Annotated in this window: 24 protein-coding genes, 1 tRNA gene and 1 riboswitch; of the genes, 17 read left to right on the top strand and 8 right to left on the bottom strand. The window is 69.5% G+C overall.

Annotated elements, in window-relative coordinates:
- The first annotated feature begins 183 nt into the window (after window positions 1-183).
- Window positions 184-2469: a sodium-translocating pyrophosphatase gene (locus ACZ7SW_RS23705; RefSeq protein ID WP_470232577.1), complete on the top strand. Its 2286-nt coding sequence runs from the start codon at window positions 184-186 to the stop codon at window positions 2467-2469.
- Between the two features lie 137 nt (window positions 2470-2606).
- Window positions 2607-3194 (top strand): hypothetical protein, encoded by a 588-nt coding sequence (locus tag ACZ7SW_RS23700; protein WP_470232576.1) that lies wholly within the window; start codon window positions 2607-2609, stop codon window positions 3192-3194.
- Here ACZ7SW_RS23700 and ACZ7SW_RS23695 read toward each other — a convergent pair.
- A complete protein-coding gene (locus ACZ7SW_RS23695) occupies window positions 3161-3922 on the bottom strand; it encodes a nucleotidyltransferase domain-containing protein (protein ID WP_470232575.1) in 762 nt (253 codons plus the stop codon). The genes ACZ7SW_RS23700 and ACZ7SW_RS23695 overlap by 34 nt on opposite strands.
- A 116-nt stretch (window positions 3923-4038) precedes the next feature.
- Here ACZ7SW_RS23695 and ACZ7SW_RS23690 point away from each other — a divergent pair, with 116 nt between their 5' ends.
- On the top strand, window positions 4039-4740 hold the full coding sequence (locus tag ACZ7SW_RS23690) for a hypothetical protein (RefSeq protein WP_470232574.1): 702 nt from the start codon (window positions 4039-4041) through the stop codon (window positions 4738-4740).
- Between the two features lie 64 nt (window positions 4741-4804).
- Here ACZ7SW_RS23690 and ACZ7SW_RS23685 read toward each other — a convergent pair whose 3' ends face one another.
- Window positions 4805-5620, bottom strand: a complete 816-nt coding sequence (locus ACZ7SW_RS23685; RefSeq protein WP_470232573.1) for a S1 family peptidase — start codon at window positions 5618-5620, stop codon at window positions 4805-4807.
- A 306-nt stretch (window positions 5621-5926) separates the two neighbouring features.
- Here ACZ7SW_RS23685 and topA point away from each other — a divergent pair, with 306 nt between their 5' ends.
- The 3 genes from topA (at window position 5927) to ACZ7SW_RS23670 (ending at window position 10931) form a co-directional block, all read left to right on the top strand.
- On the top strand, window positions 5927-8806 hold the full coding sequence (gene topA / locus ACZ7SW_RS23680) for a type I DNA topoisomerase (RefSeq protein ID WP_470232572.1): 2880 nt from the start codon (window positions 5927-5929) through the stop codon (window positions 8804-8806).
- Between the two features lie 61 nt (window positions 8807-8867).
- Window positions 8868-10016, top strand: a complete 1149-nt coding sequence (locus ACZ7SW_RS23675; RefSeq protein WP_470232571.1) for an MFS transporter — start codon at window positions 8868-8870, stop codon at window positions 10014-10016.
- Between the two features lie 63 nt (window positions 10017-10079).
- Complete coding sequence (locus ACZ7SW_RS23670) at window positions 10080-10931, top strand: ESX secretion-associated protein EspG (protein ID WP_470232570.1); 852 nt, start codon at window positions 10080-10082, stop codon at window positions 10929-10931.
- A gap of 378 nt (window positions 10932-11309) precedes the next feature.
- Here the strand turns inward: ACZ7SW_RS23670 and ACZ7SW_RS23665 are convergent, their stop codons facing one another.
- The gene (locus ACZ7SW_RS23665) at window positions 11310-11462 is read right to left on the bottom strand and encodes a hypothetical protein (RefSeq protein ID WP_470232569.1); all 153 of its coding nucleotides are present in this window, start codon (window positions 11460-11462) and stop codon (window positions 11310-11312) included.
- A 353-nt stretch (window positions 11463-11815) separates the two neighbouring features.
- Here ACZ7SW_RS23665 and ACZ7SW_RS23660 point away from each other — a divergent pair, with 353 nt between their 5' ends.
- The 3 genes from ACZ7SW_RS23660 to ACZ7SW_RS23650 all read left to right on the top strand — a co-directional run bounded on the left by ACZ7SW_RS23660 (window position 11816) and on the right by ACZ7SW_RS23650 (window position 15892).
- Window positions 11816-12397 carry a hypothetical protein gene (locus tag ACZ7SW_RS23660; protein WP_470232568.1) on the top strand — a complete coding sequence of 194 codons (582 nt, stop codon included), beginning with the start codon at window positions 11816-11818 and terminating at the stop codon, window positions 12395-12397.
- Between the two features lie 139 nt (window positions 12398-12536).
- The gene (locus tag ACZ7SW_RS23655) at window positions 12537-14696 is read left to right on the top strand and encodes a bifunctional MFS transporter/dTMP kinase (protein ID WP_470232619.1); all 2160 of its coding nucleotides are present in this window, start codon (window positions 12537-12539) and stop codon (window positions 14694-14696) included.
- A complete protein-coding gene (locus tag ACZ7SW_RS23650) occupies window positions 14693-15892 on the top strand; it encodes a DNA polymerase III subunit delta' (RefSeq protein ID WP_470232567.1) in 1200 nt (399 codons plus the stop codon). Before ACZ7SW_RS23655 ends, ACZ7SW_RS23650 begins: the two co-directional genes overlap by 4 nt.
- A gap of 66 nt (window positions 15893-15958) precedes the next feature.
- Here ACZ7SW_RS23650 and ACZ7SW_RS23645 read toward each other — a convergent pair whose 3' ends face one another.
- Window positions 15959-17647 (bottom strand): hypothetical protein, encoded by a 1689-nt coding sequence (locus ACZ7SW_RS23645; protein WP_470232566.1) that lies wholly within the window; start codon window positions 17645-17647, stop codon window positions 15959-15961.
- A gap of 127 nt (window positions 17648-17774) precedes the next feature.
- Between ACZ7SW_RS23645 and ACZ7SW_RS23640 the strand changes: the two genes are divergently transcribed.
- Window positions 17775-17848, top strand: a tRNA-Thr gene (locus ACZ7SW_RS23640).
- Window positions 17849-17947: 99 nt separating this feature from the next.
- Here ACZ7SW_RS23640 and ACZ7SW_RS23635 read toward each other — a convergent pair.
- Both ACZ7SW_RS23635 and ACZ7SW_RS23630 read right to left on the bottom strand, forming a co-directional pair.
- Window positions 17948-18814 (bottom strand): hypothetical protein, encoded by an 867-nt coding sequence (locus ACZ7SW_RS23635; RefSeq protein WP_470232565.1) that lies wholly within the window; start codon window positions 18812-18814, stop codon window positions 17948-17950.
- Between the two features lie 37 nt (window positions 18815-18851).
- Window positions 18852-19436, bottom strand: a complete 585-nt coding sequence (locus ACZ7SW_RS23630; protein WP_470232564.1) for a TetR/AcrR family transcriptional regulator — start codon at window positions 19434-19436, stop codon at window positions 18852-18854.
- Between the two features lie 87 nt (window positions 19437-19523).
- On the opposite strand from ACZ7SW_RS23630, the gene ACZ7SW_RS23625 reads away from it, so the two are divergent.
- The gene (locus tag ACZ7SW_RS23625) at window positions 19524-20225 is read left to right on the top strand and encodes an SDR family NAD(P)-dependent oxidoreductase (RefSeq protein ID WP_470232563.1); all 702 of its coding nucleotides are present in this window, start codon (window positions 19524-19526) and stop codon (window positions 20223-20225) included.
- Between the two features lie 5 nt (window positions 20226-20230).
- Here ACZ7SW_RS23625 and ACZ7SW_RS23620 read toward each other — a convergent pair whose 3' ends face one another.
- Complete coding sequence (locus ACZ7SW_RS23620) at window positions 20231-20698, bottom strand: SRPBCC family protein (protein WP_470232562.1); 468 nt, start codon at window positions 20696-20698, stop codon at window positions 20231-20233.
- Window positions 20699-20808: 110 nt separating this feature from the next.
- Between ACZ7SW_RS23620 and ACZ7SW_RS23615 the strand changes: the two genes are divergently transcribed.
- The 3 genes from ACZ7SW_RS23615 to ACZ7SW_RS23605 all read left to right on the top strand — a co-directional run bounded on the left by ACZ7SW_RS23615 (window position 20809) and on the right by ACZ7SW_RS23605 (window position 22114).
- Window positions 20809-21240, top strand: a complete 432-nt coding sequence (locus ACZ7SW_RS23615) for an SRPBCC domain-containing protein (protein WP_470232561.1) — start codon at window positions 20809-20811, stop codon at window positions 21238-21240.
- Window positions 21230-21565, top strand: a complete 336-nt coding sequence (locus ACZ7SW_RS23610) for an ArsR/SmtB family transcription factor (RefSeq protein ID WP_470232560.1) — start codon at window positions 21230-21232, stop codon at window positions 21563-21565. Before ACZ7SW_RS23615 ends, ACZ7SW_RS23610 begins: the two co-directional genes overlap by 11 nt.
- Window positions 21566-21667: 102 nt before the next feature.
- Complete coding sequence (locus tag ACZ7SW_RS23605; protein ID WP_470232559.1) at window positions 21668-22114, top strand: hypothetical protein; 447 nt, start codon at window positions 21668-21670, stop codon at window positions 22112-22114.
- Between the two features lie 47 nt (window positions 22115-22161).
- Here the strand turns inward: ACZ7SW_RS23605 and ACZ7SW_RS23600 are convergent, their stop codons facing one another.
- Entirely contained in the window at window positions 22162-22620 is a 459-nt protein-coding gene (locus ACZ7SW_RS23600) for a GreA/GreB family elongation factor (RefSeq protein ID WP_449671601.1), read from the bottom strand.
- A 122-nt stretch (window positions 22621-22742) separates the two neighbouring features.
- On the opposite strand from ACZ7SW_RS23600, the gene ACZ7SW_RS23595 reads away from it, so the two are divergent.
- From ACZ7SW_RS23595 to ACZ7SW_RS23585, 3 genes are all read left to right on the top strand, one after another.
- Entirely contained in the window at window positions 22743-23330 is a 588-nt protein-coding gene (locus ACZ7SW_RS23595; protein WP_470232558.1) for a TetR/AcrR family transcriptional regulator, read from the top strand.
- Window positions 23331-23349: 19 nt separating this feature from the next.
- A complete protein-coding gene (locus tag ACZ7SW_RS23590) occupies window positions 23350-23868 on the top strand; it encodes a gamma carbonic anhydrase family protein (protein ID WP_378304192.1) in 519 nt (172 codons plus the stop codon).
- A gap of 47 nt (window positions 23869-23915) precedes the next feature.
- A riboswitch (ZMP/ZTP riboswitch) is annotated at window positions 23916-24003 on the top strand.
- 21 nt (window positions 24004-24024) lie between these two features.
- Window positions 24025-25293 (top strand): serine hydroxymethyltransferase, encoded by a 1269-nt coding sequence (locus ACZ7SW_RS23585; RefSeq protein WP_470232557.1) that lies wholly within the window; start codon window positions 24025-24027, stop codon window positions 25291-25293.

Here is a 25293-nt window from a genome sequence, read left to right as displayed (position 1 = left end):
CGCATTGCGGACGCGCAGATCACTACCAATACACTCCCTCGATCCACACCCACTGTGGCGAGCGTCATGTGAGACGTGCATTGCTTGCACGGCTAGCGTGTCCTTCGGCACAGATCCCCGCCAGTGCAGGCGCGCCGGGTACGACGGGCCCGCGCTGGCCAGACGGCGTTCCCAGGAGGACGAATGTCCCGGCAGTTCCTCGCGGAGGGCGGTATCACGCTCACCGGGGGTGGCTACACCATCGTCGGTGTGGTCGCCGTGGTCGCCCTTGTCGCACTGGCCATCGGTTACGTCCTGCTCAAGGAGGTGCTGGCCGCGGGCCAGGGCACCGCCAAGATGCAGGACATCGCGAAGGCAGTGCAGGAAGGTGCGGCCGCATACCTGAAGCGGCAGCGCAACACCCTCGCCATCTTCGGCGTGATCGTGTTCCTGCTCCTGTTCGCACTTCCCGCGGACGACTGGAGCGAACGGATCGGCCGGTCGCTCTTCTTCCTCGTCGGGGCGATTTTCTCGTTCACCATCGGCTACCTCGGCATGTGGCTGGCCACGCAGGCGAACCTGCGCGTGGCCGCCGCGTCGCGCGAGGAAGGCGGTCGCGAGACGGCGATGCGCGTGGCGTTCCGCACCGGCGGCGTGGTCGGCATGATCACCGTCGGGCTCGGCCTTCTCGGCGCGGCGATCGTGGTGCTCGTCTACACCGGCCAGGCACCAAAGGTGTTGGAGGGCTTCGGTTTCGGCGCGGCGCTGATCGCCATGTTCATGCGAGTCGGCGGCGGCATCTTCACGAAGGCCGCCGACGTCGGCGCTGACCTCGTCGGCAAGGTTGAGCAGGGGATCCCCGAGGACGACCCGCGCAACGCCGCGACGATCGCCGACAACGTCGGCGACAACGTGGGCGACTGTGCGGGCATGGCCGCGGACCTCTTCGAGTCCTACGCGGTGATGCTCGTGGCCGCGCTGATCCTCGGCAGCTCCGCGTTCGGTGCCTCCGGCCTGATCTTCCCGCTGATCGTGCCCGCTATCGGCGTGATCACCGCGGTGATCGGCGTCTACATCACGAAGGCGCGCCCGGGCGAGGGCGGTCTGGTCACGATCAACCGCTCGTTCTACATCTCCGCGGTCATTTCCGCGGTGCTGTCGGCGGTCGCGGCGTTCATCTACCTGCCGAGCAGCTTCGCCGAGTTCGGCGAGGGCTACGCGCACAACACCGGCAACCCGGCGGTGATCGCGACGGTCGCGGTGATCATCGGCATCGTGCTCGCCGCGCTGATCCTGCGCATCACCGGCTACTACACCGGCACCGAGCACAAGCCGGTGCAGGACGTCGGCAAGACGTCGGAAACCGGTGCGGCGACAGTGATCCTGTCCGGTATCTCGGTCGGTTTCGAGTCCGCTGTGTACACCGCGCTGGTGATCGCCGCTGCTGTGTTCGGCGCTTACCTGCTCGGCGGCGGCGTCGCGCTGTTCGCGGTGGCGCTGGCCGGCACCGGCCTGCTGACCACCGTCGGCGTCATCGTCGCGATGGACACCTTCGGCCCGGTCTCGGACAACGCGCAGGGCATCGCCGAGATGTCCGGCGACGTCGACGAGAAGGCCGCGCAGATCCTCACCGAGCTCGACGCGGTCGGCAACACCACTAAGGCCATCACCAAGGGCATCGCGATCGCGACCGCGGTGCTGGCGGCGACGGCGCTGTTCGGGTCCTATTCGGACGCGATCGCAAAAACGGTCGCCGAACGCGGCGAGGGCGCGGTCACCACAGTGACCTCGTTCGTCAATCAGGTGGTCAGCCCGAACACGCTGGTCGGCATCATCGTCGGCGCGGCAGTGGTGTTCCTCTTCTCCGGTCTCGCGGTCAACGCGGTTTCTCGTGCCGCCGGCGCGGTGGTGTACGAGGTGCGCCGCCAGTTCCGCGACATCCCCGGGATCATGGAGGGCACCACGCGGCCCGAGTACGGCCGGGTCGTCGACATCGTCACCCGCGATTCGCTGCGGGAGCTGGCGACGCCGGGTCTGCTGGCCGTTTTCGCGCCGATCGCGGTCGGTTTCGGCCTCGGCACGGGTGCGCTCGCCGGGTATCTGGCGGGCGCGATCGCGACCGGCACGCTGATGGCGATCTTCCTCGCCAACTCCGGTGGGGCCTGGGACAACGCCAAGAAGCTCGTCGAGGACGGCAACCACGGCGGCAAGGGTTCCGACGCGCACGAGGCGACGATCATCGGCGACACCGTGGGCGACCCGTTCAAGGACACCGCCGGTCCCGCGATCAACCCGTTGATCAAGGTCATGAACCTGGTCTCGGTGCTGATCGCGCCCGCGGTGGTCACGCTGACGCTCGGCGGCGGCGCGGACACCACGTGGCGGATCGTGATCGCGGTGGTCGCGGTCGCGGTGATCGTCGCGGCGATCGTCGTGTCCAAGCGGCGCGGCAGTGTCATGGCGGAGACTCCGGCGGAGGCGAAAGCCTGACGCGTTGCTCCATTCGGGCCCGGTACGCCTTGTGCGTGCCGGGCCCGTTCGCGTCCACGGCCCGGGGCGAGTTGCGGACTACTGGCGGGTCGGTACCGTGGCCGGGACACGGATTTCGAGGCGGAGGAGTGGTGCGAGTGCGGCCGCGGTGGACCGGTTTAGCCGCGCTGGCAACAGGAATCGGCATCGGGCTGACCGGTTGTGGGCAACCGCCGCCACCGGCTGAGCAGGTCTCCTCCGGCGGGCACGCGGAGGCGGCGGGCCAATTCGATCCGGCCGCGAAATGGGCCGACGGATACTGCGGCGCGGTCACGCATCTGGTTCGCGCACTGGCGAATCTGCCTTCGATCGACCCGAGTTCGTCGGCGCGGGCCACGCGCACGTCCAGTGATCTCTTGGCGTCGGTCGTCACCGGCATCGACCAGACCGTGTCCGGGCTGCACCGGGTCGGCCCCGCGCCGCTGCCCGGCGGCGAACCGGCGCGCACGGCTTTGCTCGGCCAGTTCACCTCGGTGCGGCAACAGGCCGATCAGGTACGCGGCAAACTCGACGCGGCCGCCGATCCCGACGCGGTGAAAGCGGCGCTGGACGACGCGAAATCGGCTATCGACCAGATTTCCCGGCTCGACGTCCTCAAGGGCCTGGACGCGACGCCAGCCCTGTCCGCGGCGGGCAAGCGCGCGGCGGGCTGTCAGCAGTTGGTAGTGCCGCCCGCGCCGCGCTGATCGAACGCACGCCGAAGGGCGGCGGCCCGCTTCGCGTCATGGTGTTCGACGGCGGCCAGGTAGTGCTGAAGCAAAGCCAGCCGGGAGCGTTCGAGTTCGGTCAAGCCGACCGACGCCGCCCGGCCGTCCCGCAACGTCTCCAGCACCGGCTCGGGCAGCCGGTCGACTTCTCGCCCGTGCCAAGGATTCACGCCGTGCCGCAGGCATTCCAGCGTGATGATCTGCTCGCGAAAGTGGTCGAGCATCAAGACCGTTTGCCACGTCCGCCCGCGAGCGATGGCCGAGCGGGCATGCAACGCGTACAGCCACGCCAGGCCGATCACCTGCTCGCTGCTCGGTTTCGGGGCACTGGTCGGCTCGTTGTCCTGACCGAAAACGAGCTGGAAGCCGTCTTCGGTGGCTCGGAACAGATCGTGGGGCCAGAACGACAAGTCGATTTGGAGCGACGAGTCGAGGAGGAAGACCCGGTAGCGAACGCCCTCGCGCGAGGTCACGTCGAGGGTGTCGGCGACTCCGAATTTCTCGTCGAGCGATCGGGTCCAGCGTGCGACGACCGCGGGCTCGTCCGCGTCCTTCGCGAGCTGGAGGACGAGATCGATGTCCGACCAGCGGTCCTCGGCGTCCCGAGCAGCCGATCCGACCAGGGCGGCGCCAGTGATGTCCACGTCCTGCCGGGCCGCGGCGATCAGCTGGTCACGCACCTGGACGCGTTCGGCGGCTTCGAACATGGCAGCTCCCCAAGTATTGCTATACCGGTATTACTATACCGGCAACGCTGTGTGCCCGGGAAAAACCTCGCCGTGACGCTCGCCTTCAATCGAACTTGTGTTCTATCATCGGCCGCGTGGATCGGACGATCTCGCTGTTCTCGGCGGAGGCGACCGGCCAGGGCCTGCCCGACCTGGCCGGGCTGTTGTGCTGCCAAGGGCAGATCGCCGGGTTCGGCCGCACGGCGGCGCGGCTGTCGGTGCTGGTCGAGGAGTCGTGGCGGGCTCGGGTGCTGGCGCGGGAATGCCGGAGCCGGGGCGCGGACGCGCAGGTCGCGGTGGCCGACTGCGGCAGTCCGCAGGTGCGCACCTCGTTCCGGGTCGATCTGCTCGGGCTCGCCGAACAATGGCTCCGGCCGGGACACACCGGTCCGGCCGAGGACGACTCGGGCAAGGCGGTGCCCGGCGGGTTCCGGCTGAGCGGCGCGATGCTGCGGATGTGGGCGCTGGCGGCAGGTCGGCCCGAACCCGGCGGCTACCTGCTGGGCGTCGATCCGCTTGCTCCGGGAATGCACGAGGAGATGCTGACCGTGCTCGCGCCGCTGGGCGTCCAGGCGCGGTTGCTCGGGCCGAAGGCGGAGCAGCCCGCAGTGCGGGTCAGCGGGAGGCGGAAGCTGGCCGGTCTGCTGGAGCTGATCGGCGAACCGCCGGTGGGAGCGGAAGCGGCTTGGCCGGAGCTGCCGCCAGCCGGGGAACGTCGCGAACGGACGCAGGGAGAGGTGCGTCGCGGGGCTCCGGCGGAGAGTCCTTCACAGTATTTACTGGAGGCTGTCGGGTAGCTGCGCAAAGAAAAAGGCCCCCGTCGCCCAGCGCGGCGACGAGGGCCTTTCCGGTGGGGGTGCCTTACGGTTTCGGCAGGGTGCAGCCCTGCTGGTTGAGGTCGATCTCGTTGGCCGGGGTCAGGCAGGCGGGGATGCCGTAGGTTTCCTGGCCGTACTTGTAGTTCGGCCGCACCGTCACGTTGCCGGCTTCGTCGACCTCGCACGGGTTGTTCAGCGTGCAGCTCTCGCCGTTGTCGTTGGAGGTGTTGTTCACGCCGATGACCTTGCCGGTGCCGCGGTCGACGACCGGCGAGCCCGACGTGCCGCCGATGGTCGCGCAGCCCGGCACGTAGCGGATCGAGTCCTTCCAGACCCAGTTGTTCTCGTGTAGTTCGTGCACGAAACCGTCGATCGAGCAGGAGTAGATCTGCTTCCAGTACCCGGACACCACGTCGATCGGCGTGCCCGCCTGCGGATGGCTGTTGACCAGTTCGAGCGGCGGCACGTTGTACTTCTGCTGAATGTCGGCGTAGGTGTCGGACAGCTGGTAGAGCGAGATGTCGGTGTCGGTCATCGTCGCGTAGACGACCTTGGTCGCGGTCACGGTGCCCACCGAGCTCTGCCCGTCCGGCGACAGCAGGTCGAACGAGCGGTTCGAGGCCTGTCCGACGATCACCTGGCCCGGATCGGGCATGCCTTCTTCGAGACAGTGCCCGTTCGAGAGCACCATCGCGGGCGCGTCCATCGGCGTGGCGGCCGGTTTCACGACCGAACCAGAGCAGTTGGACAGCGCCACGGCACCGGTGAACGTGGTGGTCGCCGCGCTCGCTTCGGGGGCGGTGACCAGCGCGAATGTCGCCGTGACGGCGATCGCGGTGCCAACCAGTCGGCGGATCATGGTGGGTTCCTTTCGGCTGGGGGGAAGAATAAGTGAACCGTCGCCGTACTTGGACCCGCCACCGTCTAACGGAGGGTCTCGGTGGTATGACCGGTTACCCTGCACGGCACGTGTCCGACATCACGTGCTAGGTGTGGAGGAGAAACATCGCCGAGGTCAGCGGCGATCCGACGGGCAGGGGCCCGGCGGCTCGTCAGGGCACCTCGACGCTGCGCGGACACCGGGGACGTGCACACTGACAGGTCGAGACGCGGGCGCAGTACCCCTCTGGTGCAGGGGTGAGAGCGCCGCTGCGGCGGCGCGGAGATGAGTGGAGAGCAGGGCAGCGTGGCAGGAACACGGACCAAGAAGAGCGGTGCCGGGGGCAGCGGTGCCGATCGACGGCGGCTGGTGATCGTCGAGTCGCCAACCAAGGCCCGCAAGATCGCCCCTTATCTCGGCGGCAATTACGTCGTCGAGTCCTCCGTCGGGCACATCCGGGACCTGCCCCGCGGCGCCGCCGACGTCCCCGCGCAGTACAAGGGCGAGTCGTGGGCGCGGCTCGGCGTCGACATCGACAACGACTTCAAGCCGCTCTACATCGTCACCCCGGACAAGAAGTCCAAGGTCACGGAGCTGAAGGGGCTGCTGAAGGACGTCGACGAGCTCTACCTCGCGACGGACCCCGACCGCGAGGGCGAGGCCATCGCGTGGCACCTGCTTGAGACCTTGAAGCCCAAGGTCCCGGTGCGCCGGATGGTCTTCCACGAGGTCACCGAGCAGGCCATCCAGGCGGCGGCCGCGGCCACCCGCGAACTGGACGTCGACCTCGTCGACGCGCAGGAGACCCGCCGCATCCTCGACCGGCTTTACGGCTACGAGGTCTCGCCGGTGCTGTGGAAGAAGGTCATGCCGAAGCTCTCGGCGGGCCGCGTGCAGTCCGTGGCGACGCGGATCGTCGTGGAGCGCGAGCGCGAGCGGATGCGCTTCACCTCGGCGTCGTACTGGGACATCTCGGCGACCATGGACGCTGGCGCGGACGCTTCGCCGCGTACGTTCCCCGCGCGCCTCATCGCGGTCGACGGCTCGCGCCTCGCGACGGGTCGCGACTTCGACTCCAACGGTCAGCTCAAGGGCAACTCCGCGGACATCCGCGTGCTCGGCGAGTCCGACGCGCGGGCGCTGGCCCAGGGGCTGAACGAGCGTGACTTCAAGGTCGCGAGCGTCGAAGAGAAGCCGTACACGCGGAAGCCGTACGCGCCGTTCATGACGTCGACGCTGCAGCAGGAGGCGGGCCGCAAGCTGCGCTTCACCTCCGAGCGCACGATGCGGGTCGCGCAGAAGCTGTACGAGAACGGTTACATCACCTATATGCGTACCGACTCCACGACGCTGTCGGAGTCGGCGATCACGGCCGCGCGCAGCCAGGCAACGCAGCTGTACGGCAAGGAGTACGTCTCGCCGTCGCCGCGCCAGTACACGCGCAAGGTGAAGAACGCGCAGGAAGCGCACGAGGCGATCCGGCCCTCAGGCGAGGTCTTCCGTACGCCGGGCCAGGTCGCGAAAGAGCTGGACACCGATGAGTTCCGGCTCTACGAGATGATCTGGCAGCGCACCATCGCGTCGCAGATGGCGGACGCGAAGGGCACCACGATGTCGGTGCGCATCGTCGGCACCGCGGTGACCGGCGAGGAGTGCACCTTCGCCGCTTCGGGCCGCACGATCACCTTCGCGGGCTTCCTGAAGGCGTACGTCGAGGCAGTCGACAGCGAGGCCGGCGGCGAGGCCGACGACAAGCAGAGTCGGCTTCCGGTGCTGGTCAAGGACCAGGCCCTGACCGCGCCCGAGCTGTCCGCGGACGGCCACTCCACGTCGCCGCCCGCGCGCTACTCCGAGCCGAGCCTGGTCAGCAAGCTGGAAGAGCTGGGCATCGGCCGTCCGTCGACGTACGCGTCGATCATCAAGACGATCCAGGACCGCGGCTACGTCTGGAAGAAGGGCTCCGCCCTGGTTCCGTCGTGGGTCGCGTTCGCGGTGATCGGCTTGCTGGAGCGGCACTTCGAACGGCTGGTGGACTACAACTTCACCGCCGGTCTCGAGGACGAGCTGGACCGCATCGCCAGCGGCGACGAGCACCGCGTCGAATGGCTGTCGAAGTTCTACTTCGGCGGCGACTTCGGCGTCGAGGGTTCGGTCGGCCGTCTCGGCGGGCTGAAGAAGCTGGTCGACGGCAGCGTCGAGGGCATCGACGCACGCGAGATCAACTCGATCCCGATGTTCAGCGACGCCGAAGGCCACCAGGTCGTGGTGCGCGTCGGCCGCTACGGGCCGTATCTGGAGCGCGAGGTCAACGGCGAGTCGCAGCGCGCGAACCTGCCCGAAGACCTGCCGCCGGACGAGCTGACGGCGGAGATCGCGGAGAAGCTCTTCGCGACGCCGCAGGAAGGCCGCGTGCTGGGCACCGACCCGGTCAGCGGACACGAGATCGTGGCGAAGGAAGGCCGCTTCGGTCCGTACGTCACCGAGCTGCTCCCTGAGCCGGAGCTGCCCGAGGACGCCACCCCGGCGCAGAAGAAGGCCGCGAAGGCGAAGCTGCCGAAGCCGCGTACGGGTTCGCTGTTCAAGTCGATGTCGATCGAGACGATCACGCTCGACGACGCGCTGAAGCTGCTGTCGCTGCCGCGCGTCGTGGGCAAGGACCCGGAGTCGGGCGACGAGATCACCGCGCAGAACGGGCGCTACGGGCCGTACCTGAAGAAGGGCACGGACTCGCGTTCGATCCAGACCGAGGACCAGCTGTTCTCGATCACGCTGGAAGAGGCGCTGAAGATCTATTCGGAGCCGAAGCAGCGCGGCCGGTCGGCCACCGCGCGTCCGCCGCTGAAGGAACTCGGCGACGACCCGGTGTCGGGCAAGCCGATGGTGGTCAAGGACGGCCGCTTCGGTCCGTACGTGACTGACGGCGAGTACAACGCGACGCTGCGGAAGTCCGACAGCATCGAGGAACTCACCGCGGAGCGCGGGGCTGAACTGCTGGCGGAGAAGCGCGCGAAGGGACCGGCTCCGAAGAAGCGGACTACGACGCGCAAGGCGCCGGCGAAGTCCACCGCGGCCAAGTCGACGACGACCAAGTCCGCGGCGGCGAAGTCGACGACTGCGAAGAAGGCCCCGGCCAAGCGGAGCAGTACCGCGACGAAGTCGAAGTAACGAGGATCCGAAGGGCCACCTGGAAAACTCCGGGTGGCCCTTTCTCGTGTCAGGGGGACGGATGGGGGAGACGCAACGCGCGCGTGCCGCGGTTTCCGTGGTTTTCGCGGTGTGTGGTGCGGCATTCGCCTCGTGGGCGGCTCGAGTGCCTGCGGCGCAAGCGAAACTCGGCCTCAGCGCCGGAGAACTCGGGATCGGGCTGTTCGGGCTCGCCGCCGGTTCGGTCGTCGCGTTGCTGGCCGCGGGACCGTTGATCACGAAGATCGGCAGCCGGCGCGGGGTTCTGTGCGGGGCCGCGGTGTTGTGCGGAGGGCTGCCGCTCGTCGCTTTCGCGCCGGACGCGCCGCTGTTCGTCGCGGCGCTCGTCGTGCTCGGGGTGGGGAACAGCCTGCTGGACGTCTCGATGAACGCGCACGCCGCGCGCGTCGAAGAGGCTTACGGACGACCGATTTTCGCCGGGTTCCACGCTTTCTGGAACATCGGCGGGCTGGCTGGCTCGGGCGTCGCGGCGCTGATGGAGATTTGGCGAGTGCCGATCGAAGCGCACTTCACCGTTGCTGGCGTGGTTTTGCTGGTGCTCGCGGTGTTCGCGGCTTCGCAGTTCCTGCCGGGTGCCGACCGCGGACAGGGTGAGGCGGCGTTTGCCTTGCCCGGCAAGGCATTGATCCCGTTGGGCGTGATCGCGTTCTGCGGTTTCGTCGCGGAGGGCACGGTGAACGACTGGAGCGCGGTTTATCTCCGGCAGGTCACCACGGCGAGCGCGGCCGTCGCGTCGCTGGGCTACTTCGCGTTCTCGATCACGATGATCGCGGTGCGCACGGTGGCCGACCGGGTCGTCGAGCGCGTCGGCGCGGTGCTGTTCATGCGAGTCGCGACCGCGGTGACGGTCGGCGGGTTCGTGCTGGTGGTCGCGGTTCCGGAGCCGGTGGTCGCGGTGGTCGGGTTCGCCGTGGTCGGGCTCGGGGTGTCGGGGATGGTGCCGCTCGCGTGGAGCGCGGCCGGGCGCAAACAGCCGGACGCGCCGGGCCGGGCGATCGCGGCCGTCGCGGCGTGCGGGTACCTCGGGTTCCTCGCCGGTCCGGTGCTGGTCAGCGGCCTGAGCGGGGGGATCGGCCTGCACTGGGCGCTCGCCGTGGTGGGTGCCCTGGTGGTGACGGTCGGCTTCCTCGCCCCGACGATGCGGGTCGGCGATCCGGTTTCGCGGAGCTGACCGACCGCTCGGCGCACGGATGGGTTGACTCGAACAAAAGTTCGAGAAATTGTCGGTACCAGGGTGTTCAATGACGGGGTGAGCAGTTCAGCACCCGTCGTCTTCGACGTCATCGACGAGGTCATCGGACCGCTGCGGGCCGAGATGCTGCAGCGGCCTTCGGTGATGGAGTTCTACGACCCGCATTTCGAGGTGCCGCCCGTGCTGGCCGAGGAGGAGCCCGCCGGAGCGGCTTCGGGACTGAGCCTCGCCGAGGAGGTCCGGCAGTCGTTCGGGCCGATGCTCGGCGCCGGGCTGGCCGAGGAGGTGGAGCAGTACACGCGGTTCGTCGCCGGGATGGCCGCGCTCGGACTCGCCGCGGATGGCGAGGTGACCGCCGAGGCGGTCGAGCTGTACCGAGTGCTGCGCGGAGGGTTCATCCGGGGAGTGGTCACCGGGGTGTTCCCGGCGAGCGAGGAGCCGTGGGAGGTGCGGTTCTTCGGAGACGAGGACTTCACCACGGTGATGAGCAAACTGGGCCGCCGGGCGCGGCTGCGGTCCGGGATGCTGAGCGCACTGCCCGGGTGGGTGTTCGACGGTCTGCCGGACCGCCCGCCCGGCCCGGGGCCGGCGGTGCGCATCGAAACGGACGACAGCGGCCTGATCCCGCGGGCGGCCTGGGGAGACCTGGACGTCATCCGGGCAGCGGTGGCCCGGCCCCGGCAGGGGACAGTGCTGGTGGACCTGGCCGTGCGGGACGCGGTGCTGGCGGAGTACCCGCACGGGGCGTTCGGGCTGGTGGACAACGACCAGGGGAGGTACCAGTTCCGAGCCGCACCGAGGGCCGGCGGCGGTGGATGGGTGGTGACGTGGTCGCCTGCCACGCGGGGGACCGCGGAGGCTTGGATCGTGGAGGCGGTGCGGAGCCATGCTTGACCGGCTGGGGTGAGGCGGGTTCGGCTCCCGCGAGGCTGGTTCCAGACAGGGCCGGTTCTAGCCAGGCCGGTTCTAGCCAGGCTGGGGCGAGCCGGGCCCGGGGTGAGCCGGGCCCGGGGTGAGCTAGGCCCGGGGTGAGCCAGGCCGGGTGAGTCGGGCTGGGGTGAGCCAGGTCGGGGTGAGCGAGGCCGGGGTGAGTCGGGCCGCGAAGCGCCGGTCCAGCGTGGCCGGTGCCGGTGCCGGAAGCCCTTGCCGGAGCCGGAGCGGTTTGGTCGGCCCCGCCGAGGCTGGCAGGCGGAGCGGCCTGGCTTGGCGGGAGTCGCCCGTGATGCGGACGGGACTGGGTTCCTGGCGCGGTTCGGCTGAGTCGAGCCTGGCTCAGCCGGATTGGCCCCGCTGCCCGGCCTCGGCCAGCTCGTCAAGCCGACCGGCTCGGCTGATCCCGCCTGCCCGTCGCCCATCCATGCCCGCTCCGCCCAGCCCGATCCGCTCCGCCCAACCCGCCCAACCCAGCTCGCCCAGCCCATCCATGCCCGCTCCGCCCAGCCCGCTCCGCCCATCCACCCATGCCCGCTCCCCCCCAGTCCGAATCCGCTCCGCCCAACCCGCCCAACCCAGCTCGCTCCGCCCAGCCCATCCACGCCCGCTCCGCCCAACCCGCCCAGTCCAACCCGCCCAACCCGGCTCCATCCCACTCCTAACCCGCCCCGCCCCTCCCGCCCAAAAACCCGCCACACCGCCGTCTATCAGCGGTCACTGGCCCGGGTGGGTGGGCCTCCCCTCGGGCGCGGGCAGTAGTGGTTCTGCGGCCATTGGGCGGATGCGGGGACCGGTACTCTCGCCGACACTGGACGCAGCGGACATTCCGTAGTGAGGTGGTCACCATGAGCACGAGCGACGGGACTCCGTTTTTTCCCGCCCCCGGGCCGGACCGGGACGGGACGTTGGCCGGTGACGTCGGGGGCGAGCGGTTCTCCGATCCGTTGTCCGGGTTCGAGATGGCCTCCGGCCGCGGGCCCCGGCCGTTGCCGACCGCCAAGCCGGTCGAGCACGATCCGGAGGCCGTCAGGCGGATGGTCGAGGCCGCGCTGAAAGAGGAAGCCAAGAAGAAGGAAGTCGTCAAGACGCCGAATCCGATTCCGCCGTCCGATCGGCCGGATCTGGTTCCGCTCGGGCTGTTGCCCCGGCAGCGGACGTGGCCGACCAAGGCTCCTCAGCTGCTGAAAAAGGTGCCCCGGCCGCGGCCGAAGCGGGTTACCGAGATCGCCGACGACGACATCGAGGAGGAGCTCGCCGGGCGGCAGAGCCGGCGCGGGCTGCCCTCGCTCAGCATGCCCAGCTTCGGCCGTCCCTCCAGCAGCACGGCGGGCGTGGTGCTCGCCGTGGTGTTGCTCATCGTGTTCGGAATTGTCGCGATCGAGCTCATCGCTAGCCTGGTGAGCAGTGTGAAGGGGCTGTTTGGCTGACCCCGCCCGCTCACCCATATCACGGGGCGTGCCGTACCCGCGTCCGCGGCGGGACTACCCTGGCCACCACACGGTCGGGGGATCCGCAGGGGTCCCCTGACGCCGCCGTGACGAGTGGGGTGGGCGTATCAGCGAGGGCATACGGTCGGTGCCTGGCACCGGCTCGGGCGGATCGGGCGGGACGTCCACGATCCACCGGGCCCGCCGAGTGCTGGCGATCAAACCATTCCGTCGGCTGTGGGGCGTCACGTATCTGTGCAGTGTCGCCGACTGGCTGAACCTGCTGAACCTGACCAGCCTGAGCACCAAGCTCCTCGACAACTACTCCGCGCAGAACTACGCGTTCGTCGGCGTCATCGTCACCGCGCTGCTGCCCGGCCTGCTCTTCGCGCCGCTCGGCGGCCTGCTCGCGGACCGGTTCGACCGGCGCAAGATCATGGTCGTCTGCGACCTGCTGCGCTGCGGGTTCCTGCTCTCGATCGCCGTGGTCGGCGCGCCGTGGTGGCTGTTCGTCGCGAACTTCCTGGTCGGCAGCTGCTCGATCATGTGGATCCCGTCGAAGGACGCGGCGGTGCCGAACCTGCTGCGCCGCCCCGAGCAGGTCGAGACCGCCAACCAGCTCGGCATGGTGATGACCTACGGCCTCGCCGTCATCACCGCCGCCGGGGCCAACGCGCTGATCCTCGGCGCGAACTCCACGTTCCACCTCTTCCAGGGCCCGGGCGTCGACCTGTACATCGCCAAGGTCGTCGTCGTCATCACCGGCCTGCTGTACCTGACCAGCGGCATCATCGTCGCCACCCGCATCCCCGAGCTGTCCCTGCGCGACGTCCACTCGACGCCGCAGCAAAAGGTCAAACGGGCTGACGAGGAGAAGTTCGGCTTCGGCGCGATGATGCGCGACGGGCTGAAGTTCGTCCGCAGCACGCCGATCGTCCGCGGTCTGCTGATCGGTGCTTTCGGCGCCTTCGCGGCCGGTGGCGCGGTCATCGGCGCGGCCAAGCCGTACTCGTCCTCGCTGCTCGGCGGCGACGCGGCGTTCAACCTGCTGATGCTGGCCGTCTTCATCGGTCTGGCCACCGGCATGGCGCTCGCCCCGAAGCTCGCGCACCGGCTCCCGCACGACCGGCTGTTCGGCATCTCGATCGTCCTCGCCGGGCTCGCGCTCGGCGTCGTCGCGTTGTCGCCGCACCTGTCGATCTCGGTGGGCGCGGTCGCCTTCGTCGGCGTCTGCGCCGGCACCGCCTTCCTCACCGGCGTCACGATCATCGGCTCCCGTGTCGAGGACGCGATCCGCGGCCGGATCAACGCGATCTACCAGGCGATGCTCAAGATCGTGCTGTTCGGCGCGACAGTGGTCACGCCGGTGCTGATCGGCCTGGTCCGGCAGCGCAAGATCGACCTGTTCGGCACCCCGATCATCGTCGACGGCACCCGTCCGGTCATCCTCGGCGGCGGCCTGCTGGCCGTGCTGCTCGGCATCATCGCTTACCGGCAGATGGACGAGCGGCGCACCGAGAAGATCTTCACCGACCTGCGCAACGCGCTGCGCCGCAACCCGCGCCGCGTCAACGGCTTCCTGATCGCCATCGAGGGCACCACCGCGGTCAACACCGCCGAGCAGGCCGCCCGTCTCGCGCGCTGGCTCGGCACTGGCACCCGGCCGGTCGTCCTCACCGCCGACCCCGCGCTCGGCGAACAGCGCTTCCGCACGCTCGTTTCGGACGCCGCCCTCACCGGTGTGCGGGCGCAGGCGCTCGTCGCCGCGGCCGTGCGCGCCGAACTGGTCGAACGGCAGATCCAGCCCGCGCTCGACGCCGGGTCCGTGGTCGTCATGGAGCGCTTTGTCGACTCCCCGCTCGCGTCGCTGTCCGCGGCGGGCGAGCTGGACCGCGGCGAGCTGGAAGGGCTGGTCGACTGGGCCACCGGACGGCTCCGCCCGGACCTCACCGTGCTTCTCGACTCCGAGCACCCGGAGGATCCGCAGCCGTCGCTGAAGGACCAGTTGTGGGTGCAGAAGCTGCTCGCCGAGATGGCCGCCGCCGACCCGGACCGGTACGTGGTGGTCGACGCCGAGGGCTCCGACGGCGACGTCGCGGGCCGGGTCCGCACCGCCGTCCAGTCGGTCTTCGTCGGTTCGCTCGCCGGGCTCGCCCCCACGGAACCGGCGGAGGAGGAACCCGAGCTCCCCGAAGACACCGCCGCGGCGGACGTCGTCGAGGCGGCCGAAGCCGAAGCGGAAGCGGCGCAGAACGGCGCGGACGCGCTCCCCGTAGTGTCCAAAGTGGAGGATCGGTGACGACTCCGATCGGCGTCTGGACCGAACTCGTCGGCCAGGAGCCCGCAGTGGAAACGCTGTCCTCGGCAGCGTCCGCGGCGGCCAAAATCGTTGCCGGGGAACCGGTCGCGCCCGCTGCGATGACGCACGCCTGGCTCCTCACCGGCCCGCCGGGCTCCGGTCGTTCGGTCGCCGCGCGCACGTTCGCCGCTGCCCTGCAGTGCAGCACCGGAACCGGCTGCGGCGCGTGCCCGGGCTGTCGTACGACGATGGCCGGAACCCACGCCGACGTGCGCCTGGTCGTCCCGGAAGGACTGTCCATTTCGGTCGCCGAGATGCGTGCGCTCGTGCAAGCGGCGGCGCGACGGCCGACGACCGGCGAGTGGCAGATCGTGATCATCGAGGACGCCGACCGGCTCACCGAGGGCGCGTCGAACGCGCTGCTCAAGGCGGTGGAAGAGCCGCCGGCGCGCACGGTGTTCCTGCTGTGCGCACCGTCGGACCACCCGGAGGACGTCTCGGTCACCATCCGCTCGCGGTGTCGGCTGGTCCCGCTGCGCACCCCGCCCGTCGAGGCGATCGCGCAAGTGCTGATCTCCCGCGACGGTGTCGATCCCGAGCGCGCCAACTGGGCCGCGGCGGTGTGCAACGGCCACGTCGGCCGCGCGCGCCGGCTCGCCACCGACGAGGCCGCTCGGCAGCGTCGCGCCACCGTGCTGCGGATCCCGCTCGGGCTGCGGCGCCCGGACGACGTTTTCACCAGTGCTGACCAGCTGATCAGCGCGGCGGAGGCGGACGCGGGCGAGGAGAGCAAGGGCCGCGACGAGCAGGAACGCTCCGAACTGCGCACCGCGATGGGCGGCGACGGCACCGGCAAGGGCGTCGGCGGAGCGAAACGCGCTGCCGAGGCCGCGGTGAAGCAGTTGGAGAAGCGCCAGAAGTCCCGCGCGACGCGAACCCAGCGCGACACGCTCGACATTGCTTTGGTGGATCTGGCCGGGTTCTACCGCGACGTGCTCGTGACGACTTCGCGTTCCGGTGCGACGCTGACGCATCCCGACCACGCCGAGCAGATCAACTCGGCCGCGGCGGCTTGGTCGCCGGAATCGACGATGCGCCGTCTCGAAGCGGTACTGGAGTGCCGTGAGGCGATCGGGCTGAACGTTAAGCCGCGGATCGCGGTGGAAGCCATGGTCACCACGCTTCGCCAAGGCTGACTCAGACAGCGACGAAAACGGCCCCCTCGCCAGCAGCGAGGGGGCCGTCTTCGTTGACTAGCGAAGTCAGTCGCGCGGATGCGGCGACGGCTTGAACGGCGCGTCAGGACCACCGGACGGCCGCTTCAGCGCCAGCACGGGACGACGCCGGTTCGGGAACGCCGCGACCATGACGACGCCCATCAGCAGCATCGCCGTGCCCGTCCAGAACAGCGGCACCGTGTCGTACGCGCCGTTCGTGTAGGCCAGGTGCTTCACCGGACCAGCCGGTGCGGCACCGCCCTGCGGCGGGGCGGGCGGAGTCGTCGTCGTACCGCACACGACGCCGCCGGTCGGGGCGTACGCGCGGGCGATCTGCTCGCCAAGCGACAGCTGCGCCAGCGACGACGGCAGGTTGTCGCCCGCCTGCTTCGGCAGCAGTGCCTTCAGCTTCTGCGTCGGCAGCACCTGAAGGTCGAGCAACCGCGCCGCCGCGCCGATCTGGTAGCCCTTGAACGGCGTGGTCGCCTCGGACTGCTTCTGGTCGAGGTTCGCGATGCTCAGCCGCAGCACGCCGAGGTCGAGCACCTTCCCGGTGGTGTCGCCGAGTTGCTGCAGGCCCTTCGTCGCGGTGGCGACGAGGCCGCCGACCACCGGCACGTTGTCCAGTGCGCCGAACTGGTCGCTCAGCTGCGAAAGCGGCAGGCCGATCGGGATGTCCTTGGTCGGGTGCGCCGCGTCGAGCGTGTACAGCGTCTTGCCGCCGGCGCCGATGGTGATCACCGGTGCCTGGTAGTCCACTTTGGACGTCTTCGCGTCACCGGTGGAGGTGACGGTGAGCGTCGGCTGGCTGGCCACCTTGAGGTTCAGCTCGAGCGGCGTGCCCTTGAGAATGTTGATGTCCGCCGCCTGCAGCGTGGACTTCGACTGCACGGCCTTGTTCTTCGAACCCGGGATGTCGACGAGCTTGACCTGCGACCGCGACGACAGCGTGTTCGGCAGGCTCAGCAGCGAACCGGTGCCCGCGGTGGGCGTCTGGCCGCCGCCGGGCAGCAGGCCGCCGAGGCTCTGCAGCCCGCTCTTCGGGTCGAAACCCTGCGCGAGCTGAGTGCCCTGCGGCAGGTTCAGCCCGCCGCTGCCGAGCAACGGGACCTGCGGCAGCGTCGGAATGACGTTCAGCAGCGACAGGCTCGCGACGGACGTGCTGGCGTCGGCGATCGTGTCCACGCACGGGCCGAGCGATTCGCTCCAGCGGGCGTGCGCGGTGCCGTTGAGCAGCCCGATGTTCAGCAGCGGGTTCGACGGCGCGTTCAGGCCCCCGCTGATCTCCTTCGGGTTGTCCGGCAGCGCGGTCTGCACGAGGCTGCCCGGCGTCTGCGGAGCCTGGCCCCCGACGGCCAGCCCGAACGGAGACGACTGCGCGATCGACTTCTCGTAGGCCAGGTACGCCTCCGAGTTCGCCGACGCGCTGGACAGGCCCATGCCCGCCTCGAGCGCGGACTGCTTCGGCAGCGTCTGGCCGAAGCCGGGAAGGATCGTGCTCGTGGTGACCGAGTTCGGCAGCAGCCGCAGGACGCCGAGCGCGGTGCCCGCGTCGCCGACCGCGTGCCCGAGCGGCTGCGGCCCGATGGGCGCGGACGCGGGCGGCTGCGAGGGATTGTTCGGCTGCGGGATCGGCGTCGTCGGAATCTCCTGCGCACCGGCCGGCGCGGCCAGGAGCAGCAGCAACGCGGCAGTGGCGGGCAGTGCCAGCGCACGGGGCAGTCTTCGCTGCATGTGCCGGGTCCTCCAGGTGATCGCCGGGTCGGGGAGTGAGACCGAAGTCATAGGAGCCTAACGACGCGGCCCCTGCAAGGTGACGCACCATGGCTCCGCTACACTGAAGACCGTCGCGCAGCGGCATGCCGCCTTAGCTCAGTCGGCCAGAGCGATTCACTCGTAATGAATAGGTCGGGGGTTCGATTCCCCCAGGCGGCTCCCCAGGTCAGGCCCCATCCGAAGCTCTTCGGATGGGGCCTGACTCGTTTCCGGACCGCGCGCTGGATTTCGCCGAATTCACCCGTTCGGAGAGCTGGCCTAGCTGCTCCGTTCGGCGAGCAGCTCCAGCCCGCGAGACCCGAGTCGCAGGACTGACGGGACCAGTTCCGTGGTCTCGCACGGCGAGGCGAGCACCTGCTCCCGGATGATTTCCGCCGGGCGGGAACCCTCCCTGGCGGCGTGCAGCTCGTCTGGGCAGGGCAAGCCGACGATCAGGTCCGCGGTCCCGAGGTGCGGCGACAGCCGCGCGTGCAGATCAGGCAGTGCGAGCGCGGACGCCACCAGCCGGTTCTCCCTGGTGAGCGAGACCAGTACGTTCTCGCCGGAACTGCGCACCTCGAACTTCAGTCCGCGGGTCAGATAGCCGAACCCGACGTCGAGAAGTTCCTCGAGCGGCGCGCCCATCTGCTTCTGCACGTGCCGGGTGACGTGGTTCATCCCGATCTGGCCCTCAGGCGTCTGCGACACCACCGCGAGCGCGACCGACAACTTGCCGGGCACGAGTGGGCGGTGCGGCAGTGCCTCGAGCAGTCCGGCGCGCGGCGAGGACGCGCTCCAGAGGATCGGCAGTATCTCCTCGGCGCTTTTCCGCTGCTCGGTTTCGGCCATCACCGCGCGGGCTTCGGCGAACGCGCGGTCCCATTCACCGTGAGCGGGCCGGGTGAAGCTGTAGGTGCACTCGGCCTTCCGGAAGTTCTTGGCCATGAATTTCTGGTCGGCCGCGGAGGGCTGCCATTCGCTGTACACCGCCAAAACGGCGGACCCACGCACTTTGTGCTGCCGGCGGACGCTCGTCCACGCCTGCTCGACGGCGTCCTCGGCCTGAGTGGGCGCGCTGGCCAGCACTGGTTCGGGTAGGCCTTTGATTCGGAAGACGACGAGGTTCTGGGAAACGTCATCGTTCATCGGATTCCCTTGAGGGAAAAGGATCTTCGCATGCTTCCTAGCTACCACAACCGGCGCGCAGTCCGGCGAGGCTGAACGAGAGCGTGCGCCGCCACGCGTCCGGGGTTGCCTCAACGGTCTCGCGCACGATCAGCGCGTTCGTGAAGATCAGCAGCATCAGATCTTCGGACGTGACATCCGCGAGCAGGGCTCCGGCCCGCTGCGCGCGTTCGAGCAGTCGTACCGACTTCGCGAGTTCGGCGGTGCACCGCGCGGTCAGCTCCGGCGCGTCCTGGAGCTGCCGGCTGACCGCGTCCCGGAACGCGGGGTCGTCGGCTTGCTGTTCGCACAGCACGGTCACGTAGGTGACGAACGATTCCCACGGGTCGTCGACCGCCTCCGCGCGGCGCATCGCCTCGGCCATCCGCTCGGCGACCAGTTCGGGCATTACCGCGTCGATCAGCCCTTCGCGCCCGCCGAAGCGGTTGTAAAGCGTTCCGGCGCTGACGCCCGCCCGCTGCGCGATCTCCTCCAGCGGCACCGCCAAACCCTTCTCCCGGAAGGCTTCCGCCGCCGCGGCGAGGAGTCGCTCCTGGTTTCGCCGCGCGTCTCGTCGCAGCGTTGGCTTCCCCTCCGTTTGCACCAGGTCATCGTAGGTCCGGGCGAGAAAGTTGACAATGGTCTCAACTTGGCGCCAAAGTTGAGACCATCATCAACTTATGGAGGTTCTGTGCCGAAAACCCTGGTCCTGCTCGGTGCTGGCACCGGCCTTGGTCCCGCGATCGCCCGGCGCTTCGGCCGCGAGGGGTTCCGGATCGCCCTCGTCGCGCGCAACCGTGAACGGCTCGCGGCCTTGGCCGATCAACTGGCCGCGGAGGGCATCGAAGCCGCGGCGTTTCCCGCGGATCTCGCGCGTCCGGCGGAGATTCCCGCGCTGGTCGACGAGATCCGCAACCGCTTCGAGCGGATCGACGTGGTGTCGTACTCGCCGTTGGACCTGAACGGTTTCACTCCCGCCGCCGACTTGACCACCGCGACGGCGCAGCGGCTCCTCGACCTGTATTTCCTCACCCCGATCGCTTTGGTGCAGGCCGTTTTGGGGGAACTGCGCGACCGCGGCGAGGGCAGCATTCTGATCAGCCAGAGCGTCTCGGCCACCAATCCCGCTCCCGTTCTCAGCGGCATCGGCCCGGCGATGGCCGCGACCCGCAACTACCTCCAGAGCTTGGCGGCCGAGATCTCGCCCGACGGCGTGCACGCGGCGACGCTTCAGGTCGGAGCCATGATCCAGGGAAGCGCCGTCCACGCCGCTCTGCTGTCCGGGGCCATCGAGCCTAATTCCGAGTTTCCGGAGATCGACCCGGCCGACATCGCCGAGACGCTGTGGGGGATGCACGTCAAGCGCGACACCTCCGATCTCCAACTCCCCTGAGGGAATTATTCGGCAGGCTGGCTTTCCGGGGCTTCCGATTTCGGGATCGGCTGGCCGACGCCGGTGGTCAGCAGCGCGTGCAGGCTGGTGTTGACGCAGCTCGTCCAGCCTCGGGAGCAATCGCGGTAGCAAGCGCTCTCCGGGGTCAGGCCGTGGTGGGTGAAGCGCAGCGTCGTACCGCCGGGACCGGGCGTGATGTCGAAGGTCATCCGGGTGTCGGTCCACTCGTCGTGCTGGTCGATGAAGGCGATGTACGCGTCTTCGACGTGCCAGGCGATCCGGCGGCCGGGCACGAGTTCGGTGACCCGGATCCGGCTCGTCGGGATGCTCTTGTCGATGAACGAGAACTCGTCGCCGACCGCCGTCGCGATGCCGGTGATCGACTCGCTGAACCAGGCTCGGACGTCGGTGACCGCGGCGAAGACCTCCTCGGGGGTGCGGTCGACGGTCAGTTCGGTGGTGAAGGAGTTCATCGGTCTTCCTCTCGCGAAGTAATGCAACTGGACGGTTGCGACACTATGGCAACCGTCTGGTTGCGTCAATGGGGTGTGGTTGCCTAGGCTCGGCCCGGAAGGAGCACGGCATGGGGTTTCCCGACCGCATCGAGCGGACGGTCGAGCTGGCACAGCCGCCTGCGGCGGTGTGGACGGCGTTGACCACGGCCGACGGCCTGAGCGCCTGGTTCGGCGACGAGGCCGAGATCGACCTGCGCCCGGGCGGAGTCGGGCGGGTCGCGTGGATCGGCGAGCGCACTGCCGAGATCCGGGTCGAACGCGTCGAGGAGCCCGCGGTGTTCGGCTTCACCTGGCAGGTCGACGGGATGCCGGAGGGCGACCCGCGGCGCACGTACGTCGAGTTCACGTTGCGGGCGCGCGACGGCGGAACCCGGCTCACTGTGGTCGAATCCGGGTTCGCGCAGCTGCCGGACAGCCAGTACCCGGCCACCTATCGCTCGCACGTCGAAGGCTGGGCGCGGGAACTCGACGAGCTGGCGGCCAGTCTCGATGCCGGCTGACTCCGAAGCGGTCGCCGAGCAGGTTTTCGCCGCGCTCGCCGATCCGACCCGCCGCTCGATCCTCGCCGAGCTGGCCGCGCGCGGTCCGGCGACGGCGACGGATCTCGCGGCCCGGCTTCCGATCTCGCGGCAGGCCATCGCCAAGCACCTCGGCCTGCTGTCCGACGCCGGATTGGTCGCCGCCGAACCCGGTGAGCGCCGCCGCGTGCGGTATCGGCTCGATTCCGCGCCGATGCGGGTCGCGCAGCAGTTCCTCGCCGCGCTTGCGCGGGACTGGGACGGTCCGCTCGCCGCGCTGCGGGCTCATCTCGACCGCGAAGAATGACCCGCGATTTCACTCATCTGAGGGACGGAGTCGGCCGACTGGCCAGCAGCTAGGGCCGGAAGAACGAGGGCGCGCCACGCCGGTCTCGGTTGACTGGAAGCCATGAGCAACGTGCGGAACAAGACGGTACTGGCCGCGACCGGGATCGCGGCGCTGGCCACGGTCGCGTCGTGCGGCGTCGGCGCCTCGATCGAGGAGAAGTCGAACGGCCACGTGAAGACGGTCTCCTACGACACCGGAAAACAGGGCAAGGCCAACCCGGACGCCCGGCTTCCGTCGTGGGTGCCCGACGACGCGAAGTCGGTCACCGAGCTGATCCGCACCACCGGTTCGGAGCGGATCCTGCGCTACCAGCCAGGCGCGTCCGGGCTTCCTTCCCTTTGCCGGCCAGGAAAAGCCGAGGCGAAGGCCCCGACGCTCACCGCGGACTGGTGGCCGGCGGGCGAGCACAAGCGGATGGACAAGGACTGCGGCGGCTGGCACGTCGCGGTCGAGAACGACGGCGTCTACGCGTATCAGGCCGAAACGGTGGCCGGCGCGGACCAATGACAATGGCCGCCCCGGAGACCGGGGCGGCCATTGTCTGTCCTATGTGGTCAGTTAGCGGGCGGGGTCAGCTTCAGCACCGTCGCGGTGGCCTGTCCACGCGGGGTGCGGTAGCTGATTTCCTCGCCTGCCTTCGCTTTCGACAACGCGATGCCGAGCGGGCTGTCGGAGGTGATCGCGTCGGCGTCCTCGCCGGGAAGGGTCACCACGGTGAACTCTTCCTCGTCACCGTCGGAAAAACGCAGCGAAACGCGCGTGCCGTCCGGAAGCAGCGAGCTGTCGTACGCGCCGTGCTCCAGCTTCGCGGTGACGTCGGCGATCTGCCGGTCCAGTCGCGCCGCTGCCTCGGCGCGGTCGATCACGTCCGCCTGGTCGGCGGCGTCCCCCGTGCGTTCCTGCTCGCCCGGCTGCGGCGCGAGCGCCTCCCGTTGCGCGCGCAGGTCCGCGATTTCCTTTTCCAGCTGGCGGCGCGCCGCCTCGCTGAGCCCCTTGTCCCCTGAGATCACCATGCCGGGCATTGTCCGCTGCGCGGACCGGGGTGGCCAATCCGGTTTTTCACCCGCCGGAAGACGTTGGGACGACTGGCCTAGGATTCAGGGCTGCCGTCCTGACAAACGTAACGAGGATCACCGTGAGCGCCGTGCCCGGCCGCAGCACCCAGCTGTCGCCCAATCAATTGCAGAAGCAGGAACAGATCGTGGAGGCGGCTCGCAAGGTCCTCGCCCGCGAAGGACTCGGCGGCTGCACGGTACGCGCGATCGCGGAGGCCGGACCGCTCACCAAGAGCGCGATCCACTACTACTTCGCCGACATCGACGTGCTCATCGACCGGGCGATGGCCGCGCACATCAACACTTTCGCGGCGGATCTGCGCAAGGTCGCGGACAAGCACTCCGACCCGCGCCGGCGGCTTTTCGCGGTGACCGAGGCCTACCTCGCCGAGTTCGCCGACCATCCGCGCGGCGCGTTCCTCTGGTTCGAGTACTGGATCGCGGCGGGCCGGGCGCAGCATCCGCAGGCGATCGACGCCATGCTCACCTCGATCACCGAACTGCTCGTCGAACTCCTCGCCCCGCTCGACGTCGACGATCCGCGCGCCCGCGCCCGCTCGCTGCTGAGCTATCTGCTCGGCGCGGTAGTGCAGCAACGGGTCCGGCCGCGGTCGTCGGCGAGCCTCCGCGGCGACATCGAGGCGCTCTGCTTCGCCGGATACCGCTGACGCCGCTTAGGCTCCCGGCATGCCTTTGTTCTCCTTGGACGGCGTCAGCCCGCAGGTCCACCCGGACGCCTGGATCGCCCCCACCGCCACCCTGATCGGCAACGTGACCGTCGAGAAGGACGCTTCGGTCTGGTACGGCGCGGTGATCCGCGCGGACTTCGGTCCGATCGTCATCCGCGAGGGCGCGAACATCCAGGACAATTCGGTGATCCACTCCGGACCCGAGATGACCGAGGTCGGCCGCAACGTGACCGTCGGGCACCAGTGCCTCGTGCACGACTGCACGGTCGGCGAACAAGCGTTGATCGGCAACGGTTCCACGGTGCTCGACCGCGCGGTGATCGGCCCGCGCGCGTTCGTCGCCGCGGGCTCGACGGTCACGCCCGGCACCGAGGTTCCGGCGGAGATGATCGCCATGGGCAGCCCGGCGAAGAAGTTCGTGGAACTCACCGATTCCGCGCGGGTGTGGGTCGACCACAACGCGGCGGTCTACCAGGAACTCGCGCGGCGCCACCGCGGCGGCCTCGAGCAGGTCTGAGCCGTTTCCCGCGGACCGGACGGGGCTGGCGGGGTGCACTAAACTGCGTCCGCAGCAGCGACTGGCGCCATTTAAGAGGTGGAGCACCACCGGGGAGCGACGACGAGGCCGGCACCGCGCGCCTGGGTGCGGGCCACTGCAGAGCCGGAGTACGCCATGACACACCAGCCCGCCCTGTCCGCCCTGTCCGCGGCGGATCCGCGGATCGCCGGTCTCGTCGAGGACGAGGCGAAACGCCAGCACGACAAGATCCGCCTGATCGCGTCCGAGAACTACGTTTCGCAGGCGGTGCTCGAGGCCACCGGCAGCGTGCTCACCAACAAGTACTCCGAGGGCTACGCCGGCAAGCGCTACTACGAGGGCCAGCAGTTCATCGACCAGGTCGAGCAGGTGGCGATCGAGCGCGCGAAGGCGGTGTTCGGCGCAGACCACGCGAACGTCCAGCCGTACTCCGGCTCCCCGGCCAACCTCGCGGTGTACCTGGCGTTCGCCAAGCCCGGCGACACCGTGCTCGGCATGGCGCTGCCCGACGGCGGCCACCTCACGCACGGCTGGAGCGTGTCCGCCACCGGCAAGTGGTTCACGCCGGTCCGCTACGGAGTGCGTAAGGAAACCGGCCGCGTCGACCTCGACCAGGTCCGCGACCTCGCCCGCCAGCACCGGCCGAAGCTGATCTTCGCGGGCGGCACGGCCATCCCGCGCACCATCGACTTCCCGGCGTTCGCGGAGATCGCCCGCGAAGTCGACGCCGTGCTGGTCGCCGACATCGCGCACATCGCCGGCCTGATCGCGGGCGGCGCGCACCCGTCGCCGGTCGGCCACGCGCAGGTCATCACCACGACCACGCACAAGACGCTGCGCGGTCCGCGCGGCGCGATGATCCTCTCCGACGCCGACCACGCCAAGGCCGTCGACAAGGCGGTGTTCCCCGGCCTGCAGGGCGGCCCGCACAACCACACGACGGCCGCCATCGCGGTCGCGCTGGGGGAGGCGCAGCAGCCGTCGTTCTCCGAGTACGCGCACACGATCGTCGCGAACGCCAAGGCACTGGCCGAAGCGCTGGTCGAGCGCGGCTACGACCTCGTTTCCGGCGGCACGGACAACCACCTGCTCTTGATCGACCTGACCAACAAGGCGGTGCCCGGCAAGCCCGCCGCGCAGGCGCTGGACCGCGCGGGCATCGAGCTGAACTACAACACCGTGCCGTTCGACCCGCGCAAGCCGTTCGACCCGTCCGGCATCCGGCTGGGCACGTCGGCGATCACCACGCGCGGGCTCAAGCCCGAGCACCAGGTGCAGGTCGCGGACTGGATCGACCGGACCGTGACCGCCGCGGCGGCGCAGCAGGACGGCGCGCTGGACGCGATCGCGGCGGAGATCCGCGAGTTCCTGCAGCCGTTCCCGATCCCGGGCTACAGCGAGTGA

Source organism: Amycolatopsis sp. NPDC114484 (assembly GCF_055633755.1).
This window is presented reverse-complemented; position numbering and strand designations above follow the sequence as displayed.

Bases quoted from the DNA above. Each gene is read 5' to 3' on its own strand.
- ACZ7SW_RS23705 (WP_470232577.1), top strand. From the start codon at position 184: ATGTCCCGGCAGTTCCTCGCGGAGGGCGGTATCACGCTCACCGGGGGT.
- ACZ7SW_RS23695 (WP_470232575.1), bottom strand. From the start codon at position 3,922: ATGTTCGAAGCCGCCGAACGCGTCCAGGTGCGTGACCAGCTGATCGCC.
- ACZ7SW_RS23685 (WP_470232573.1), bottom strand. From the start codon at position 5,620: ATGATCCGCCGACTGGTTGGCACCGCGATCGCCGTCACGGCGACATTC.
- topA (WP_470232572.1), top strand. From the start codon at position 5,927: ATGAGTGGAGAGCAGGGCAGCGTGGCAGGAACACGGACCAAGAAGAGC.
- ACZ7SW_RS23675 (WP_470232571.1), top strand. From the start codon at position 8,868: ATGGGGGAGACGCAACGCGCGCGTGCCGCGGTTTCCGTGGTTTTCGCG.
- ACZ7SW_RS23665 (WP_470232569.1), bottom strand. From the start codon at position 11,462: ATGGATGGGCTGGGCGAGCTGGGTTGGGCGGGTTGGGCGGAGCGGATC.
- ACZ7SW_RS23660 (WP_470232568.1), top strand. From the start codon at position 11,816: ATGAGCACGAGCGACGGGACTCCGTTTTTTCCCGCCCCCGGGCCGGAC.
- ACZ7SW_RS23645 (WP_470232566.1), bottom strand. From the start codon at position 17,647: ATGCAGCGAAGACTGCCCCGTGCGCTGGCACTGCCCGCCACTGCCGCG.
- ACZ7SW_RS23635 (WP_470232565.1), bottom strand. From the start codon at position 18,814: ATGAACGATGACGTTTCCCAGAACCTCGTCGTCTTCCGAATCAAAGGC.
- ACZ7SW_RS23620 (WP_470232562.1), bottom strand. From the start codon at position 20,698: ATGAACTCCTTCACCACCGAACTGACCGTCGACCGCACCCCCGAGGAG.
- ACZ7SW_RS23615 (WP_470232561.1), top strand. From the start codon at position 20,809: ATGGGGTTTCCCGACCGCATCGAGCGGACGGTCGAGCTGGCACAGCCG.
- ACZ7SW_RS23610 (WP_470232560.1), top strand. From the start codon at position 21,230: ATGCCGGCTGACTCCGAAGCGGTCGCCGAGCAGGTTTTCGCCGCGCTC.
- ACZ7SW_RS23605 (WP_470232559.1), top strand. From the start codon at position 21,668: ATGAGCAACGTGCGGAACAAGACGGTACTGGCCGCGACCGGGATCGCG.
- ACZ7SW_RS23600 (WP_449671601.1), bottom strand. From the start codon at position 22,620: ATGGTGATCTCAGGGGACAAGGGGCTCAGCGAGGCGGCGCGCCGCCAG.
- ACZ7SW_RS23590 (WP_378304192.1), top strand. From the start codon at position 23,350: ATGCCTTTGTTCTCCTTGGACGGCGTCAGCCCGCAGGTCCACCCGGAC.
- ACZ7SW_RS23585 (WP_470232557.1), top strand. From the start codon at position 24,025: ATGACACACCAGCCCGCCCTGTCCGCCCTGTCCGCGGCGGATCCGCGG.